The organism is Roseomonas alba (assembly GCF_019430885.1).
Lineage (GTDB): Bacteria > Pseudomonadota > Alphaproteobacteria > Acetobacterales > Acetobacteraceae > Neoroseomonas > Neoroseomonas alba.
Window position 1 is genome coordinate 499,073 of record NZ_JAHYBZ010000003.1, and the last position, 15,461, is coordinate 514,533.

12 protein-coding genes are annotated in these 15,461 nt (G+C 69.6%); 3 read left to right on the forward strand and 9 right to left on the reverse strand.

Annotated features, from left to right (window positions below; genetic code table 11):
- Window positions 1-56 precede the first annotated feature (56 nt).
- Window positions 57-1,199, forward strand: coding sequence for an MFS transporter (locus KPL78_RS11010; RefSeq protein ID WP_255568923.1), 1,143 nt, complete (start codon window positions 57-59; stop codon window positions 1,197-1,199).
- 3 nt (window positions 1,200-1,202) lie between these two features.
- On the opposite strand, the gene KPL78_RS11015 is transcribed toward KPL78_RS11010, so the two are convergent.
- The gene (locus tag KPL78_RS11015) at window positions 1,203-3,512 is read right to left on the reverse strand and encodes a penicillin acylase family protein (RefSeq protein WP_219762984.1); all 2,310 of its coding nucleotides are present in this window, start codon (window positions 3,510-3,512) and stop codon (window positions 1,203-1,205) included.
- 82 nt (window positions 3,513-3,594) lie between these two features.
- Here KPL78_RS11015 and KPL78_RS11020 point away from each other — a divergent pair, with 82 nt between their 5' ends.
- Together KPL78_RS11020 and KPL78_RS11025 are read left to right on the forward strand one after the other, a co-directional pair.
- The gene (locus KPL78_RS11020) at window positions 3,595-4,341 is read left to right on the forward strand and encodes a GntR family transcriptional regulator (protein ID WP_219762985.1); all 747 of its coding nucleotides are present in this window, start codon (window positions 3,595-3,597) and stop codon (window positions 4,339-4,341) included.
- 34 nt (window positions 4,342-4,375) lie between these two features.
- A complete protein-coding gene (locus KPL78_RS11025; RefSeq protein ID WP_219762986.1) occupies window positions 4,376-5,620 on the forward strand; it encodes an aminotransferase class III-fold pyridoxal phosphate-dependent enzyme in 1,245 nt (414 codons plus the stop codon).
- 275 nt (window positions 5,621-5,895) lie between these two features.
- Here the strand turns inward: KPL78_RS11025 and KPL78_RS11030 are convergent, their stop codons facing one another.
- From KPL78_RS11030 to KPL78_RS11065, 8 genes are all read right to left on the reverse strand, one after another.
- Complete coding sequence (locus KPL78_RS11030; protein WP_219762987.1) at window positions 5,896-6,933, reverse strand: amino acid ABC transporter substrate-binding protein; 1,038 nt, start codon at window positions 6,931-6,933, stop codon at window positions 5,896-5,898.
- 296 nt (window positions 6,934-7,229) lie between these two features.
- On the reverse strand, window positions 7,230-8,786 hold the full coding sequence (locus tag KPL78_RS11035; protein ID WP_219762988.1) for a coiled-coil domain-containing protein: 1,557 nt from the start codon (window positions 8,784-8,786) through the stop codon (window positions 7,230-7,232).
- Complete coding sequence (locus tag KPL78_RS11040) at window positions 8,780-9,703, reverse strand: DUF6384 family protein (RefSeq protein ID WP_219762989.1); 924 nt, start codon at window positions 9,701-9,703, stop codon at window positions 8,780-8,782. Before KPL78_RS11040 ends, KPL78_RS11035 begins: the two co-directional genes overlap by 7 nt.
- Window positions 9,704-9,707: 4 nt before the next feature.
- The gene (locus KPL78_RS11045) at window positions 9,708-10,898 is read right to left on the reverse strand and encodes a hypothetical protein (protein ID WP_219762990.1); all 1,191 of its coding nucleotides are present in this window, start codon (window positions 10,896-10,898) and stop codon (window positions 9,708-9,710) included.
- A gap of 136 nt (window positions 10,899-11,034) precedes the next feature.
- Entirely contained in the window at window positions 11,035-12,606 is a 1,572-nt protein-coding gene (locus KPL78_RS11050; protein WP_219762991.1) for an ABC transporter substrate-binding protein, read from the reverse strand.
- A 28-nt stretch (window positions 12,607-12,634) separates the two neighbouring features.
- Window positions 12,635-13,717, reverse strand: a complete 1,083-nt coding sequence (locus KPL78_RS11055; protein WP_219762992.1) for an Ldh family oxidoreductase — start codon at window positions 13,715-13,717, stop codon at window positions 12,635-12,637.
- Between the two features lie 4 nt (window positions 13,718-13,721).
- Window positions 13,722-14,507 carry a fumarylacetoacetate hydrolase family protein gene (locus tag KPL78_RS11060; protein ID WP_219762993.1) on the reverse strand — a complete coding sequence of 262 codons (786 nt, stop codon included), beginning with the start codon at window positions 14,505-14,507 and terminating at the stop codon, window positions 13,722-13,724.
- Entirely contained in the window at window positions 14,507-15,406 is a 900-nt protein-coding gene (locus KPL78_RS11065) for a TauD/TfdA dioxygenase family protein (RefSeq protein ID WP_219762994.1), read from the reverse strand. Before KPL78_RS11065 ends, KPL78_RS11060 begins: the two co-directional genes overlap by 1 nt.
- Between the last annotated feature and the right edge of the window lie 55 nt (window positions 15,407-15,461).

Below are 15,461 nucleotides of genomic sequence, written 5' to 3' on the forward strand. Positions count from 1 at the left end.
TGATCGCAGGAACGAACGCCATGCCGGGTCGGGGCTGAGACCTCGACGTGCCCACCATGCCCTGGCCGCTGCTCGCGGCGGCGTGCCTGGCGATGTTCGCCGCGTCCTCCTCCGGCACGACGCGCGCGCCTTTCCTGATCGCCATGGCGCAGGATCTGTCCACCAGCCTGCCCGTGGTGGCGAATCTGATGGCGGCAACCGCGATAGCCTGGGGCATATCCTCGGGCTTCGCCGGCGCGGCGGCCGACCGTTACGGCCGCCGCCCCTTTCTGGTGGGCGGGCCGGTCGGCCTCGGTATCGGGCTGGTCGGGCTGTCGCTGTCGCAGGACATCGTCAGCCTCGCGCTGTGGTCCACCGCCATCGGTGCCTGCGCGGGTGCCTATACGGGTGTGCTGATGACCGAGGTGTCCTCTCGCACCCATGACCGCCAGCGCGGACGGGCGCTCGGCTGGGTGATGGCGGGGCAGTCGCTCGCACTGCTGGTCGGCGTGCCGCTCGCGGCCTGGATCGGCAGCTTCGTCGGCTGGCGTGGGGTGAACCAGGTCTCGGCCGGGGTCGCGCTGCTGACCGCCTTCGCGCTGTTCGTCACCACGCTGCGGCCGCCCGAGGGCAGCGCGAGTGCGCGGCGCAGCTCGCCCGGGATGCGCGGGGTCATGACCGGCCCCGTGCTGCGGCTGCTGGCGATGGGCGTCGGGGAGCGCGTCGGCTTCGGCCTCTCCGTGGTCTATTTCGCGACCTTCCTGCAGACGACCTATGGGCTGACGCCGGCGGGCGTCGCCTTGCCGCTGGGCGTCGTCGCCATCGGCAACATCCTCGGCACGGTGCTGGGCGGACAGGCGGCCGACCGCCTGCCGGATCGGCGGCGCACCTTTGCGATGGCCATGCTGGCATCGGGTGCCGCGGCACTGACGCTCTATTGGTGGACGCCGGGGCTGGCCGTGACGGTGGCGCTAGGCTGCGCCTTCTCGGCCTTCAGCGCCATGTGCCGGCCGAGCCTGATGGCGGCCCTCGCCAACGTGCCCGAGGCGGTGCGCGGCACGGTGCTCGGCCTGAACGTGACGGCGGCCTGCCTCGGCTGGATCGGGGCAGCCTCGCTCGGCGGCTGGATCATGGCGGAATTCGGCTTCTCCGCTTTCGGTCCTTTCATCATGGCGGTCGCGGTGATCGCGGCCGGGCTGGCGCTGGCGGGGCGGCGGTAGCGGTTACTCAAGGGTCTGACGCCACCGCGCCGTATTCCGGAGCTCCGGCCAGCCATAGGTCATCGGCACCATGGCCGTCCCGGCCCAGACCGGGTGCTGGTCAGCGTAATGCGGGCTGCCCGGGTGGCCCGAGGCACCGTGGAACACGGCCCAGCGGCTGTTCTCCCAGGCGCCGACATCGAAGGCATAGCGTGCGAGCGCGCCATACGCCGCCACCGGCCCGGCCGAGGCGATGAAGCCATTGGCCAGCACCGTATCCGTGTCGCCGCCGAGCGGCAGTGCGGGCGGATCGAGCAGCGGCGCCCAATCCGGAAACAGCGGCGAGAGCGGATGGTTGAGGCGCGGCCGATGCACCTCGCCCCAGGGCCGGGTGGTGTCCTCGCGCGCCGCGCGCAGCAGGGCTTCCTGCATCGCCTGCGGCCAGTCCCAGCCATCGAGCAGGCTACTATCCCCGTCGCGCAGCAGCGTCGGCAGCGTCCACCAGAGCTGGTTCATCGGCGGCACGCCGGGCGAGACCGCCAGCAGCGGATCGCCCGCCAGGACGCCGAGCCCGCTGCGTTCGGCGAGCAGCGCCGTCAGCGCGCGGCGGAAGACGACATAGGCGGTCGGCGCGCTGGCGCCCGCTTCCATGCGCCCGTCCCAGGCGATCAGCCGTGCGCGCAGCGCCGCCGCGCCGGCGTCGGCCGGTTCGTCCAGTGCGGCGAGCTTGTCGCGGACGAGCAGCGCGTTCAGGGAGAGCGTGTCCGCATGGACGCTCGCGGCGCCTTCGACGCTGCGCGCCTCGGCGGCGGCCTTCAGCCGCGTGAGGACGCGCCGGGCGCGATAGGGCGGATGGCAATCGGTGCAGAGATAGTCGGGGCCATCATCCGCGGCGACGCGGTTGTTCGCGGTGACGATCAGCCCACCGGGCGGATCCATCACGCGCGGCATCTCCTCATGCGGGATCCAGCCGGTCCATTCATGGGCGCCGGTCCAGCCCGGCACGGGCAGCCAGCCATTGCTGCGCGGCCGGCGCGGCAGGCGCGCACGCACCAGATGGCCGATATGGCCGCCGATGTCGCCCGCCACCAGGTTGTGGTCGATCAGACCCCAGCCCCGCGTTGCTTCATACAGCGCGGCGACGCCATCGGCGCCCAGCATGCGCGGCAGGCAGTCGAAGGACAGGTCGGTCTCAGCGAACTGCACGGACCGCAGCGCGATGGCGGTGCCGGAGGCGGGATCGCCGGCAATGATCGGGCCGTGATGCGTTTCCACGACCTCCACGCTGCGCGGTTCGGCCCCGCGGATGGACACGGTCTCGCTGCGCCGCGTGACCGGCTGCCACCCGTCACGGAAGGCGGTGTGCTGCGCGCCCTCGTCGAAACGCTCGACAAAAAGGTCGTGGATATCGACGAAGGCATGGGTCACGCACCAGGCGACACGGCCATTATGCGCGAAGTGCGGGAAGCCCGGCACGCCGGGGACCGTGAGGCCGATCACGTCGAAATCCGCGCAGGCCAGATGACCCTGCGCATACATGTTCGGGATTTCGAAGACGCGATGCGGGTCGCCGGCGACGACCGGGCGGCCGGTCGCGCTCTGCGCCGGCGCGACTGCCCAGTTGTTGCTGCCGCCGCCGGTCGCGTCCACATCCTCGCTGCCGAGCAGCGCGGCGATGGCGGGCTGCAGTTCCGCGAGAGTCGCGGTCCAGCGATCCGCCTCGACCTCGGGCGGGATCAGCAGCAGGTCCTGTCCGCCATCGTCGTAGCGCAGCTTCACCGCGTTCCCGGCGCCGACCACCGGCAGCGCGGCAGCACGCCACAGCTTGAACCAGACCGATCCCATCAGCAGGCCGAGCCGCCGCATCACCGCGATGCAGTGCCAGCCTTCCCAAGGTTCCGGCGTGGCGCCGAGCAATTGGTATTCGATCGCCAGCGGCGCGCCGGAGTCGAGAAAGGCGTTCACCCCGGCAGCATAGGCATCGACCATGGCGCGGCCTTCCGCGCCGAGCGCAGCGTAGTCCCGCCGGCTCGCCGCCTCGACGCCGAGGCGCCGGGCGAGGATGTCGCCCTCGGCCGCGGCGGTGCCGAGCCATTCCGCCGCGCGGCCCAGCGCCCGGCGACGGTTCAGTTCCATCTGGAACAGCCGGTCCTGCGCATGGACGAAGCCCTGGGCGCGGAAGGCATCGACCTGCCCGCCTTCCGCGCGGATATGCGGGACGCCCCAGCAATCCCGCAGCACCTCGACCGGCGCCGAAAGCCCCGGCAGGCGCAGCCGCCCATCGAGCTGGGGCAGGGCGGCGCGGAGCGTCTCGGAAGCGGGTGAAGGCGGCATGGGCGACGTTTCCCTCGACGTGTCGCGGGCAGTGTCGCGCGCCATTGCATGGACGTCGATATATCAAATACGATCAAGCGTGATGAATGCCGAACGCCCCCGCCGTGCCGTCCGGCCTGCCCCCAGAGAAGAGGCGGGCGGGCTCGACTTCCTGACCCCCATCGGGCGCGAGAACCTGACCGGACGCGTCTATGGCGAACTGCGCCAGGTGTTGCTGGAAGGGCGGATGCAGCCGGGCCAGAGGCTCAAGATCCGCGACCTGGCACAGGCCCTCGGCGTGTCCGAGACGCCGGTGCGCGAGGCGGTGATGCAGCTCGTGCGCGAACGCGCCCTGCGCATGGAGGAGGCCAAGGCGATCACCGTCGCCGGCCTGACCCTGGCGCAGTACCTGGAACTGCGCGAGGTGCGTCTGGCCCTGGAAGGGCTTGCCGCCGGAGCCGCGGCGCGGCGCATCACGGACGCCACGATCCGCACCATGGAACGCGCCCATGCCGAGCTGATCCGCGCGGAGGATGCCGGCGAGGCCACGCCGGCGGTCCTGGCGAACTGGCGCTTCCATCACAGCCTGTATCGTGCCGCGGCGATGCCGGAGCTGCTGGCCGTCATCGAAGGCATCTGGCTGCGCAACGGGCCGATGCTGAACTACCTCTATCCGCATGCGCGGCCGACCTATCCGGGGCGGCACCGGCATCTCGACATTCTCGATGGGCTGCGCGCGCGCGACCCCCACGCGACCCGCGCCGCGCTGATGGCCGACATGATCGAGGGCGGGGAGGGGCTGGTTCGCCATCTCGCCGCACTGGAAAAGGCCGCGGCGACGCGATCCTGACATACCCGCACCGAACCCGCCGCTGGAGCCATCCATGGACGACCTTTCCCCTGCCGCGCAGCGCAACCACCATGACGCGGCCCTGCGCGACCGCGCGAAACGGGTCATTCCCGGCGGCCTGTGGGGCCATCTGAACGCCGCCAATTTGCCGGCGGGCTATCCGCAGTATTTCGCGCGCGCCGAGGGTTGCCGCCTGTGGGATGTCGACGGGCGCGAATTCGTGGACTTCATGTGCTCCTGGGGTCCGGTCGTGCTCGGCCACCACAATCCCGCCGTCGAGGAAGCGGTGCAGCGCCAGGCCGCGCAGGGTGACTGCATGAACGGCCCCGGACCGGTGCTGGTGGAACTCGCCGAGACGCTTGTCGACACCGTACCGCATGCCGATTGGTGCCTCTTCTCGAAGAACGGCACCGATGCGACGACCACCTGCGTAACGTTGGCGCGTGCGGGAACGGGGCGGCGCAAGGTGCTGGTGGCGCGCGGGTCCTATCACGGCGCGGTGCCCTGGTGCTCGCCGTCCATCGCCGGGGTGACGGCGGAGGACCGCGCCCACCTCATCACCTACGACTACAACGACACCGCTTCGGTGGAGGCAGCGGCGGAGCAAGCGAAGGGCGACCTCGCCGCCATCATTGTCACGGCCTTCCGCCATGACATGGCGCGCGCGCTGGAACTGCCCGACCCCGCCTTCGCGCAGGCGCTGCGCGCGATCTGCGACCGGGAGGGCGCGGCGCTGATCCTCGACGACGTGCGAGCGGGGTTCCGCCTGCATCTCGGCGGCTCGTGGGAGATCCTGGGCGTGCGGCCGGACCTTGCCGCCTACAGCAAGGCGATCGCGAACGGCCATGCGCTGTCCGCCGTGACCGGCGTGGAGCGCTTCCGCGAAGCCGCGACGAAGGTCTTCACCACCGGCTCGTTCTGGTGCGCCGCGGCGCCGATGGCCGCCGCGGTCGCGACGCTCAGCGAGTTGAAGCGTATCGACGGGCCGGCGCATATGCGGGCAATGGGCGAGCGGCTACGCGCGGGCTTTGACGCCCTGGCCGCGAGGCACGGCGTCGCGATCCGGCAGAGCGGCCCGGCGCAGATGCCGCTGATGCTGTTCGAGGGCGACGAGGAGTTCCGGTTCGGCAACGCCTTCTGTTCGGCAGCGTTGGAGGCAGGCGCCTACTTCCACCCGCGGCACAACATGTTTCTCTCCTGCGCACATGGCGAGGCCGATATCGACCGCGCCCTGCAGGCAGCGGATGCGGGATTTGCGGCGGTGGCGCGGCTCGGCTGATCGGGAGGGGCTTTGCCCCTCTGTCCGGACCGGAGACATCGTTGGCAGGTGTTGGGGGACATGCCTGACGGTTTCGATGGCAGGGCGGCGGGCACGACTGCAGCGCCGATATGCCAAGGAAACCGTATGCAGGGTGCGAACTTTGTCGCCGCAGAAATCCCCGCCCTGCCCAACACCCGGTGACGGGTTCCAGAGGCCTGGGGCCTTCGGGGGCTTGGCGGCACTGCCGCCAAGGTTCGGAGAGGGGCAGCCCCCTCTCCGATCGCCAGCGCCTCTCAGCGCATCGGCGGCGCGTACATCAGCCCGCCATTGAACCACAGCGCGTTCACGCCGCGCTGCAGCCCGATCGGCGAGTTCGGGCCGAGGTGCCGATCATAGATCTCGCCATAGTTCCCCACCGCCTTGATGGCGTTGTAGGCCCAGCGGCGATCGAGGGCCATGGCCGGCCCATGGTCACCCGTCACGCCCAGCAAACGGCGGATCTCCGGGTTCGGGCTTTCCAGCATCTGGTCGACATTGGCCTGGGTGATGCCCAGTTCCTCGGCAAGGATCAGCGCGTAGATGGTCCAGCGCATGATGTCGAACCACTGCGGGTCGCCCTTGCGCACGGCCGGGGTCAGCGGCTCCTTGGAGATGATGTCGGGCAGGATGATGTGCTCGCCCGCCGGCAGGGTCGTGCGGAAGCCGGCAAGCTGGCTGGCATCGAGCGTATAGGCGTCGCAGCGGCCGGAGACATAGGCCTTGCGGGTGTCCTCGTTGCTCTCGAAGACCAGGGGCTGGATCTGGACGTTCCGGGCGCGCGCCCAGTCGGCGAGGTTCAGCTCATTGGTCGAACCCGCGGTGACGCAGATGGTCGCGCCCGCAAGCTCCGTCGCGCGCGACACGCCGAGCGAACGGCGCACGATGAAGCTCTGGCCGTCATAGAAGACGGTCGGGCCGAATTGCAGGCCGGCATTCACCTCGCGCGAATGGGTCCAGGTGAAGGTGCGGGCGACGACGTCGACCTGGCCCGATTGCAGCGCCGGGATGCGCGCCTGGCTGGTCAGGACGTGCCAGCGCACATGGGTCGGGTCGCCCAGCACGGCGGCGGCGATGGCGCGGCAGATATCGGGGTCGAGCCCCTGCTGCTCACCCCGGCTGTCCGGCACGCCGAAGCCGGGCGAGCCCTGGTTGGCGCTGCAGTCGAGCATGCCCTTGGCACGCACGGCGGCGAGCGTCGGCCCAGGCGTGATGTTCTGGGCGAAGGCGGCGTCGGTGGCGACGGCGCCGGTCAGCGCAAAGGCCAAGGCCGCGCCGAGATTGCGAAGGGACATGTGATCTTCCTGGTCCAGTGACTCGGATCAGGACGCCATCCTGGGGATGGGCGCCCGGCGGGGCGCATGGTCACCCGTCGGACCGGCCAGGACAAGGCGCGGGCGCCAGACCGCCGCGTCCTGTCCAGGACCTGTCATCAACAGCGCAGGCGACGCGGCCCCCTGGATTGGTGACGGGCCGCACGGGAAACCAGGACTTCCGCCGGGGGACGGCCGGTGTCGCGGGTGGGGCTGACAGGGCGGCCGCGCGACAAACCAGGACCCTGATACCGAGTCAGCCGAAAGGCTGGCCGATATCAGACCGATCCGCCGGTCCGGAATCCGCCGCCGGAATCGCTGCTGCCGCCGGTCGAGAATCCCCCGCCGGACTTGCCGCCGCCGCTCCAGCCGCCATCGGACCAGCCGCCCTTGCTGCCCCCAACACCGCCGGACGGCTTGCCCCCGCCCCAATAGGGCGAGTTGTCGTCCTGCCACCAGCCGCCCGAGGACGGGTCCCGGTCGGTCGCCCAGGGCCCCGGGGCCGGTCGCTCCCAGGGACCGGGCATCGGCTTGCCCCAGGGGCCGGGATGGGCGGTGCCGGGCATGCGGTCCGGCATGCGGTGGCGTTCCATGCGGTCCCAGAAGCCATCGCGCGACAAGGCGCCGCGCAGCAATTCGCCAACCAGCGCACCGATCAGGGCGCCGCTCGTGAAGCCCCATTCGCTGCGTTCCACGCCGCGGCTGCGCATGTCGTGCCGCAGGGTCTGAAGCTCCGCGAGGTGCCGTCGGGCACCCTCGGCCTGGGCCTGGGCATCGGCCAGGGCACGCTCCAGCCGCCCGCGCTCCGCCGCTGCGACTTCGAGCCGGGCGACGATCGCGTCGTCGTCGCGGGTGGGGGTGCGGGACGCCTCCTCGCGCAGCGTGCGCAGGGACCGCGTGCCGAGCGCGGCCTCCAGCGCCCGGATTGCCTGCTGGGACGCCGGATCGTCGCCGGCGGCGAGCGCGCTGCGCTTCGCCTCGGCGGCGGTCAGGGCGGCGCGGGCCGCCTCGGCCGCGTCCTCTGCTTTCTCCAATGCGTCGTGATCGAGGCCGGCCGCGCCCCGCGACAAGCCGGCCAGGACGCGGCGGCGCTCCACCATGGCCTTCACCGCGGCATCGGCCACGGCGCGCATGCGGGCGGCATGCGCCGTCATGTTGCCCGGCAGTTCGGAGAGCAGCGCATAGGACCGGCGGGCGGGTTCGAACTCGATCAGCTTCGCGACCCAGCCATCGATCATGCGCACCAGGGGAAAGGCCCGGTAGCGGCCGGTGCCCCAGCCACGGTCCCACAAATAGGCAAAGAGCGGGTCGGCGCGGTAGGGCCGGCCCTTCTCCTCGAAGTCGCGCGCCGCGAAGCCGGATTTCTGCTCGGCATGCTGGGCGACGCGCTCGGCCTCCTCCGCCGTGGCCGAGAGGCGCTGGAACTCGGCATCCTGTGCGGTGCGTTCGTCGGCGGCCTTCAGCGCGGCGGCCTCGGCCTCCTGCGCCGCGCGCTGGCGGGCCGCTTCGGCATCCCGCTGCGCCTCGGCGGCAACCAGCGCATCGCGGGCGTCGAGCACCTCGCGCTGCGCCGCATCAAGGGCCGCCGCACGCTGCGCAAGGCTGTCGCGAAGCTGGGCGCCGGCAGCGTCCAGCGCCTCGACCGCGGTGCGGCCATCGGCCATGTCCTGCAGGCGCAGGCGGGCGAGGGCACGCAGCGCCTCGGCCTCCTCGCTGCGCAGCCCCTCGCGCTGGGCCGCCAGGCGATCCGCCTCGGTCTGCGCGGCCGAGGCCTCTCGCTGCGCGATGGCGAGGCGCTCATCGACCTCCTGCAACACGGCGACGCCGTTCACCATGACAGGATCGCCCCCCCATTGGTCTGCACGGTCCACTGCGTCGCGAGGCTGCCTGCCACCTTCTGCCCGATGACCGGCTGCTCGATGATGCCATTGGCGAGCTTGTCGCGCCGGACGCGCTCAAACTCAGCCTCCGGCACATGCTGGGCCCAGCGGGAGACGCGGCGTGTCTCGCCATTCTCCTCCGAGGTGATCGGCACCTCGACCGGCTTTCCGTCGCGGTCCACCGCCTCGACGATCAGGTAGTAGTTGCGCGCGCGCGGGTTGGACGCCGGCACGCGCCAGATGGCGGAAGGCTCACCAGGGCGATTGACGATGCGCACGCTGTAGGCGGCGGCGAGCCGCGCCGCGAGATCCGCCAACGCATCGCGCCGCGCGCGCGCATCGGAGGCACGGCCGGCGCGGGCCGCGGCCTCGCCTTCCGCCAGCAGCCGGGCAGCATCAGCACGCACGGCCGTGTCCTGCGTGCCGGCCGTCACGCGGTCGAATTCGGCCTTCAGGCTGCGCGGCAGATCGGTCTGCAATTCGTACTGGATCGCCGCCGCTTCGCGCGCCCGCGGCAGCGCGACGGTGACGTACCAGGCGCCCCAGCCGATGACGACGACGCCGAGTCCCGCCAGGGCGAACTTCCCCCACCGCCCGCGCGTCGCCCAGGCGGTGGCGAGGCTGCGCCGCCAGCCCTCGCCCTTCGGGGTATAGGCGAAGCGCCGTTCCTCCAGGGCCAAGATGCCCTGGTCCAGCACCGCGTCGGATACCTCGATGCCCTGGGAGTGGTAGATCTCGCGCAGCCGCTCGCGCAGGCGCGCCTGGCGTTCCGTGCCGGAAAGCTCGCGTTCGACGAGGCGATCGGCGTGGCGGATGGTGTCCACCACGTCCATCGCCAGCATCGTCTCATCGAGCGCCGGGGCGCCCGTCACGGCTTCAGGCATTCGCGGCGGCGACCGCGCTGGCGCGCTGGGTCAGCTTCGCCATGCGCTGCTTCGCCTCCTCGACCGAACGGCGGATCTCCTCGCTGTTCTGAGTCGCGGCGGTGCGCATCTCGTCGATGATCTCGAGCGAGCGTTCCTGGTAGTTCACCACGGAATCGACCAGCTTCTTCACCGCATCGGCCTGGATGGTCGGGCCGTAGCCCGCCTTCAGCGCGGCTTCCTGCACCTTGCCGCCGATCTCGGCGAGGACTTCCAGCGACTGGTTCACGCCGGCCTTCATGCCTTCCAGGGTGCGGGTCGATTCATGCAGCCCGTGCATGCCGGTGAAGGAGGCGGTCAGCGCCGTCAGCACCGCCTCATTGGTCGAGAAGAAGGAGACCGATTGCTGGTAGACGCGCTCCTTGGCGGTCGTGGTCTGCACCAGCCGCGCCATGATGACCTCGGAGGTGTTGTAGGAGACGGTCAGGTTGTCGGCGAGGTCCTTGGCGATCTGGTACTTGCCGTCCTCGGCCTGGAGCACGCGCAGCGCCTCGTCGCGCGCCAGTTCCAGCTTGGCGCGCTCGGCGGGTTCCAGCGCCGCGGCGGCCTCGGCGGCCTTCACCGCCTCGTCCGTCTTGGCCTTCGCCGCGTTGAGCCGTCCCTCGGCCGTCTTGAGCACTTCGAGCGCCAGCACCTCGGCCTGCTTCAGCGCGCCGCGGAAGTCGCGATAGGCCTCGAGGATCGAATGCTCGCGGTCAATGTTCTCCTTGGTGTCCTTGGACACTTCCAGATAGGTGTCGCGGATCTTGTCGAAGCGCGTCGCGATGTCGCCGCGCGTCGCCTTCTGCCAGATGTTGGACAGGCGCTCCATGGTGGAGATCTTGCCGTCTTCCATCTGCGCGACCATGCCCTTCGCGTCGTCGCGGATGGAATTGAAGGCGTTGGTGATGGTCTGGTAGCGCTCGCCGACCTCCATCGCCTTGATCTGCTCGCGCACCACCTCGTTGAAAGTCGTCGCTTGGTTCAGCACCCGAGCGATCAGGGTCACGCGGTCGGTGTCGACCTCCATAATCTTGGACAGCAGGCCGGTGATCGGCGATTCCTCGGCCGAAGCCTGCGGCAGCGGCAGGCCGAGGTCGCGCAGCGCGCCCATGGCCTTGTCGAGGTAGCGCATGGGCTGCACGGTGACGGCGGTGTCGCTCATCCTGTCCGGTCTCCTGGCGGGCGTTGCGCCGCAGTCATAGCGCGCCAGGCCAGCCGGAGTCAGCGGGTCATGTCACAGCGTCGGAGTGTGACAGTAACAGGGCCGGCCCCGCCGCCACGCGGCCGGCCCCCGACCGTCAGGGTGTCGCCGGCACGACATCCTGGGCGCGGGTACGCTCATCGACCCGCGGCGTGTGCTGGAAGGCGCGCCGCATGGCCCACACATTGCGCTGCAGATGCGTCGGCATGACTGCGACATCGTTGATGGCGATGCGCGTCGCCTCCTGCAGCAGGGCCTCCCGTTGGCCATCGTCAAGGGTGCGCATGCCGCGCGCCAGCGTCTCGTCGAATTGCGGGTTGGAATAACGGCCGCGATTCACAGAGCCGGTGCCGAGCTGACGGTCATAGGTCGCGATCACCGAGCGCAGGCCGGAGGATGGCTCACCGCTCGAACTGCCCCAGGACACCAGGAAGGCCGAGAATTCCTGCCGCGAAGCACGCGTGACGAAGGAGGAGAAGGGCGCCAGCTCGACCTGCGTGCGGACGCCGATGCGCGTCCACATCTGCCCCACCGCCTGGGCAATCCGGCCGTCATTCGGATAACGGTCGTTCGGTCCATGCAGGGTCAGGCGGAAGCCATTGGGATATCCCGCCTCGGCCAGCAGGCGCCTCGCCTGCTCCTGATCGGCACGCGGCGGCTGCAGATCGGGCACGTAGCCGTAAGCGCCTTCAGGCATGAGCTGCGTGGTCGGTGTCGCCACGCCCTCCATCACGCGCGAGACGATGGCCGCGCGGTCGATCGCCACGTTCAGCGCGCGGCGGACGCGGATGTCCTTCAGCGGGTTCCGCGGCAGCGGCCGTCCGTCATTGTCGGTGATGAAGGGCGAAGGGCCGTCGCGCATGTGGTCCATGGCGAAATAGATGAAGCGCAGGCTGTCGATCTCGCTCATCCGGATATCGGCGTTGTGGCGCAGACGTTCGATATCAGTGGTCGGCACCTGGTCGATGATGTCGACATCGCCGGCCAGCAGAGCCGCCGTACGCGCCGCGTTGTTGGTGAGCATGCGGTAGTCCACGCTCTGCCAGGCGGGCATATCGCCCCAGAAGGTATTGTTGCGCTCCAGTTCGATGCGATCGCCCGGGCGGTGCGAGACCATGCGGAACGGCCCGGTGCCGATGGCGACGCGCCCGGTATTGAAATCCTCGGTGGAGGCACCCTGGTGCGTCTCCCGGTCAAGGATCGGGATCTGGGCGAGGTTGACTGGCAGCAGCGGGAAGGGCCCGCCGGTGTTCATGCGCAGTATGTAGGGATCGACCACCTCCACCGACTGCACACCCTGGCTGTAGGTGCGGAAGGAGCCGGGGCTGTTCACCACCTGCGGAATGCGTTCGAAGGTGAAGGCGACATCATCGGCGGTGAAGGGGGAGCCATTGTGGAAGGTCACGCCGCGGCGCAGCTTGATCTCCCAAACGCCTTCGCCCACGGGGCGCCAGGATTCCGCGAGCCGCGCGACCAGCCGCGCCTTGTCGTCCGTCTCGATGAGGTTGTCGAAGACCATCGAGGCGAAGGCATTGTTCGGCGAGATGTTGTGATAGTGCGGATCGATCGAGGTGATCTGCGCGCCAACGCCCATGCGCAATGTCTGCGCCGAGGCACCGGCCGCGACCAGCGCGAGGGCGGCCGTCGTTCCGGCCAGTATTTTCTTCATCTCCCGTCCTCCCTGTTGGTGTTCTGGCTCAGGCGAGCAGATAGGCAGCACCTGACCTTTCGCAGATGCCACGGATCAGGGTGTCAAGGCTCGCCGGAACGGGAATGCCTTCGCGCAGGCGACGCTGGCGTTCCGCTTCCTCGGGGTCGCCCGCGACGAGCACCGGCTTCGCGGGGTCCGCCGCGGGAGTGGCGTGCATGATGTCGATGACGTCGTCGAGGTCGCTCTCGAATTCCCCCGGCGGACGGAAGGCGGCCGGATCGATGGCCATGAAGAAATGGCCGATGTCGTCGGGGTCGCCCGGCTTCTGCGTGCGGTTGCGGATCGGCGAGAAGGAGGACCCGACCAGCGTGCCACCCAGGATATGCACCATCATCGCGAGGCCATAGCCCTTGGCACTCGCCATCTCCGGCGTGCCGCCGAGCGGCGACAGCCCGCCTTCCGGCTTGTTGAACACGATGTCGAAGCCCTGCTTCGGGTCCGTCACCGGCTGGCCCCTGGCGTCCAGCACCCAACCCGATGGGAGCGGACGGTCGTTCAGGTCATAGACCTTCACCTTGCCGGCCGCGGTGGTCGTCGTCGCCATGTCCAGCACGAAGGGCTGGTTGCGCTTCGCCGGCGCGGCAAAGGCGAGCGGATTGGTGCCGAGCACCGGCGCCGCACCACGCGTCGGCACCATGGTCACGCCACGCGTCGCGCTGGTCACCATGCCGATCGCCCCGCGTCGCGCGGCGATGCGCGCATAGACGCCCGCCGCGCCGAAATGGTGGGAATTGCGCACGCCGACGACGCCGACGCCCGCTTCCTTTGCCTTGTCCACCGCGAGGTTCATGCCGAAGGCCGCGACCGGATGGCCAAGCCCCGCCCCGCCATCGACTAGCGCGGTGCAGGCCGTCTGCCTTTCGATGCGCGGGCGCGCCTGGAGCTTCAGCGACCCGTCGCGGTAGCGCTTCTCATAGGTCATCAGCATCGAGATGCCGTGGCTGTCCACGCCGAGCAGGTCGGTCTCGATCATCGCCTCGACGGTGGTGGCGAGCAGATCGGGCGCCATGCCCCAGCTTTGCAGGATGGCCTCGATCTGCGCGCGCACGCGCTCATGCGGAACATTCACGGTGTCAGGCGCCTTCGCGGATGAAGGGGTTGGTCAGATGGCCGATGCCGGTGATCTCGATATCCACCACATCGCCGTGCTTGAGGTCGGGGGAGACGCCATCCGTGCCCATCCAGATCACGTCACCCGGATACAGCGTGATGTTGCGCGTCATGGTCGCGATGAATGTCGCCACGCCGAACAGCATGTGGTTGGTGGCGAAGCGCGTGGTGATCTCGCCGTTCAAGCGCACGATGGTCTCCGCGGCGTCGAGGTCGAAATCGGTCTCGATCCAGGGGCCCATCGGCTTGAAGGTGTCGGTATTCTTGGCGCGCCAGAAGGTGCGGTCCGCCTTCTGCCACGTGCGTTCGCTGACATCATTGCCGATGGTCCAGCCGAGCAGGCAGGAGAGCGCATTCTCCTCGGTAAGGTGCTTCGCCGTCTTCCCCACCACGGCGACGATCTCGCCCTCGTAATGCACCTTCTCCGTCGCATCGGCGGGGATGACGACGGTCTCGCCATGGGCGATCAGCGCATTGGCGGCGCGGTATCCCATGTCGGGCTTGGCCGGGATGTTGGGCGTCTCGCCGCGCCGCGCCGCCCCTTCCTTCACGTGTTCGACGTAGTTCAGGCCCGCCGCGTAGAAGGTGGGCGGGATGACGGGCACCTCGATCCTCACGGCCGACAGATCGTGCCGGCGCGATGTGGATTCGTAGCCGCGGAAGGGATCGCCCGCGACTTCGGCGATGCGATCCCCTTCCAGGATGCCATAGGCGGTGCGGCCCTCGGCCGTGAAGCGGATCCAGCGCATCAGGCGGCGAGCGCCTGGCGAATGAAGTCCGCCTGGAACACCTTGTCCGCCATCACCTGGCAGCGCTTCATCAGCCGGTGCTCGTTCGGGCCGTAATCCGGGATGGCATTGTGCAGCGTGCCGATATTGTCCCAGATCAGCAGGTCGCCTTCGCTCCAGACATGCGTGTAGAGGAAGCGCGGCTGGAGCTGGTGGGCGAAGAGTTCCTCAAGCACCCGGTCGCTCTCGGCCTCGTCCAGCTCATTGATGCGGATCGCGTAGCCGGGGTTGCAGTAGAGCACCTTCCGCCCGGTGATCGGATGCGTCAGGAACACCGGATGCACCGAAGGCGGCCGCTTCGCGCGTTCTTCCGGCGTCAGCGGCTTGCGGTTGGCGGTGCCGCGCTTGACCATCATGTCCCAGAACTTGTTGAAGTCATGCGTCGCGGTGGCGTTCTCCAGACGCTTCTTCAGCGACGGGTCGAGCGCGTCATAGGCGGCGTGCATGTTCGCGAATTCGGTGGAGCCCAGCACGCGGCCGTCGCGCCGCGGCACCTTGTGCGCGTTCAGGACATTCACGAAGCCCATCGTGTCGCGATAGGACATGTCGGTGTGCCAGTCCTGACCCGCATCGGCGAGGCCGATCGGCTTCCCGTCCACCATGATGTTCGACAGGATGCCGACCTCGGGGACATCCGGATCCTGGAACTTGCCGGACAGCGAGGTCTGGATCGACCCGAAGCGCAGCGAGAAGTCGCGCAGCGCCGCCGGCTCGAGCAACTGGTTCGGGAAGCACAGCACGCCGTGCTCACCCAGCGCGCGCAGGATCGTCGCGAAATCCGCCGCGGTCATGGGACGCGAGAGATCGATGCCGGTGACCGTCGCACCGAGCGTAGCGCCGTTTGGTCGGATGGTGGGCATGCTGGCCGTTCCTTCTCCTGCCTGCGCGGGAAGGACGGCGCGCCGCACCGAGTGC

Bases quoted from the DNA above. Each gene is read 5' to 3' on its own strand.
- KPL78_RS11010 (WP_255568923.1), top strand. From the start codon at position 57: ATGCCCTGGCCGCTGCTCGCGGCGGCGTGCCTGGCGATGTTCGCCGCG.
- KPL78_RS11015 (WP_219762984.1), bottom strand. From the start codon at position 3,512: ATGCCGCCTTCACCCGCTTCCGAGACGCTCCGCGCCGCCCTGCCCCAG.
- KPL78_RS11020 (WP_219762985.1), top strand. From the start codon at position 3,595: ATGAATGCCGAACGCCCCCGCCGTGCCGTCCGGCCTGCCCCCAGAGAA.
- KPL78_RS11025 (WP_219762986.1), top strand. From the start codon at position 4,376: ATGGACGACCTTTCCCCTGCCGCGCAGCGCAACCACCATGACGCGGCC.
- KPL78_RS11030 (WP_219762987.1), bottom strand. From the start codon at position 6,933: ATGTCCCTTCGCAATCTCGGCGCGGCCTTGGCCTTTGCGCTGACCGGC.
- KPL78_RS11035 (WP_219762988.1), bottom strand. From the start codon at position 8,786: ATGGTGAACGGCGTCGCCGTGTTGCAGGAGGTCGATGAGCGCCTCGCC.
- KPL78_RS11045 (WP_219762990.1), bottom strand. From the start codon at position 10,898: ATGAGCGACACCGCCGTCACCGTGCAGCCCATGCGCTACCTCGACAAG.
- KPL78_RS11050 (WP_219762991.1), bottom strand. From the start codon at position 12,606: ATGAAGAAAATACTGGCCGGAACGACGGCCGCCCTCGCGCTGGTCGCG.
- KPL78_RS11060 (WP_219762993.1), bottom strand. From the start codon at position 14,507: ATGCGCTGGATCCGCTTCACGGCCGAGGGCCGCACCGCCTATGGCATC.
- KPL78_RS11065 (WP_219762994.1), bottom strand. From the start codon at position 15,406: ATGCCCACCATCCGACCAAACGGCGCTACGCTCGGTGCGACGGTCACC.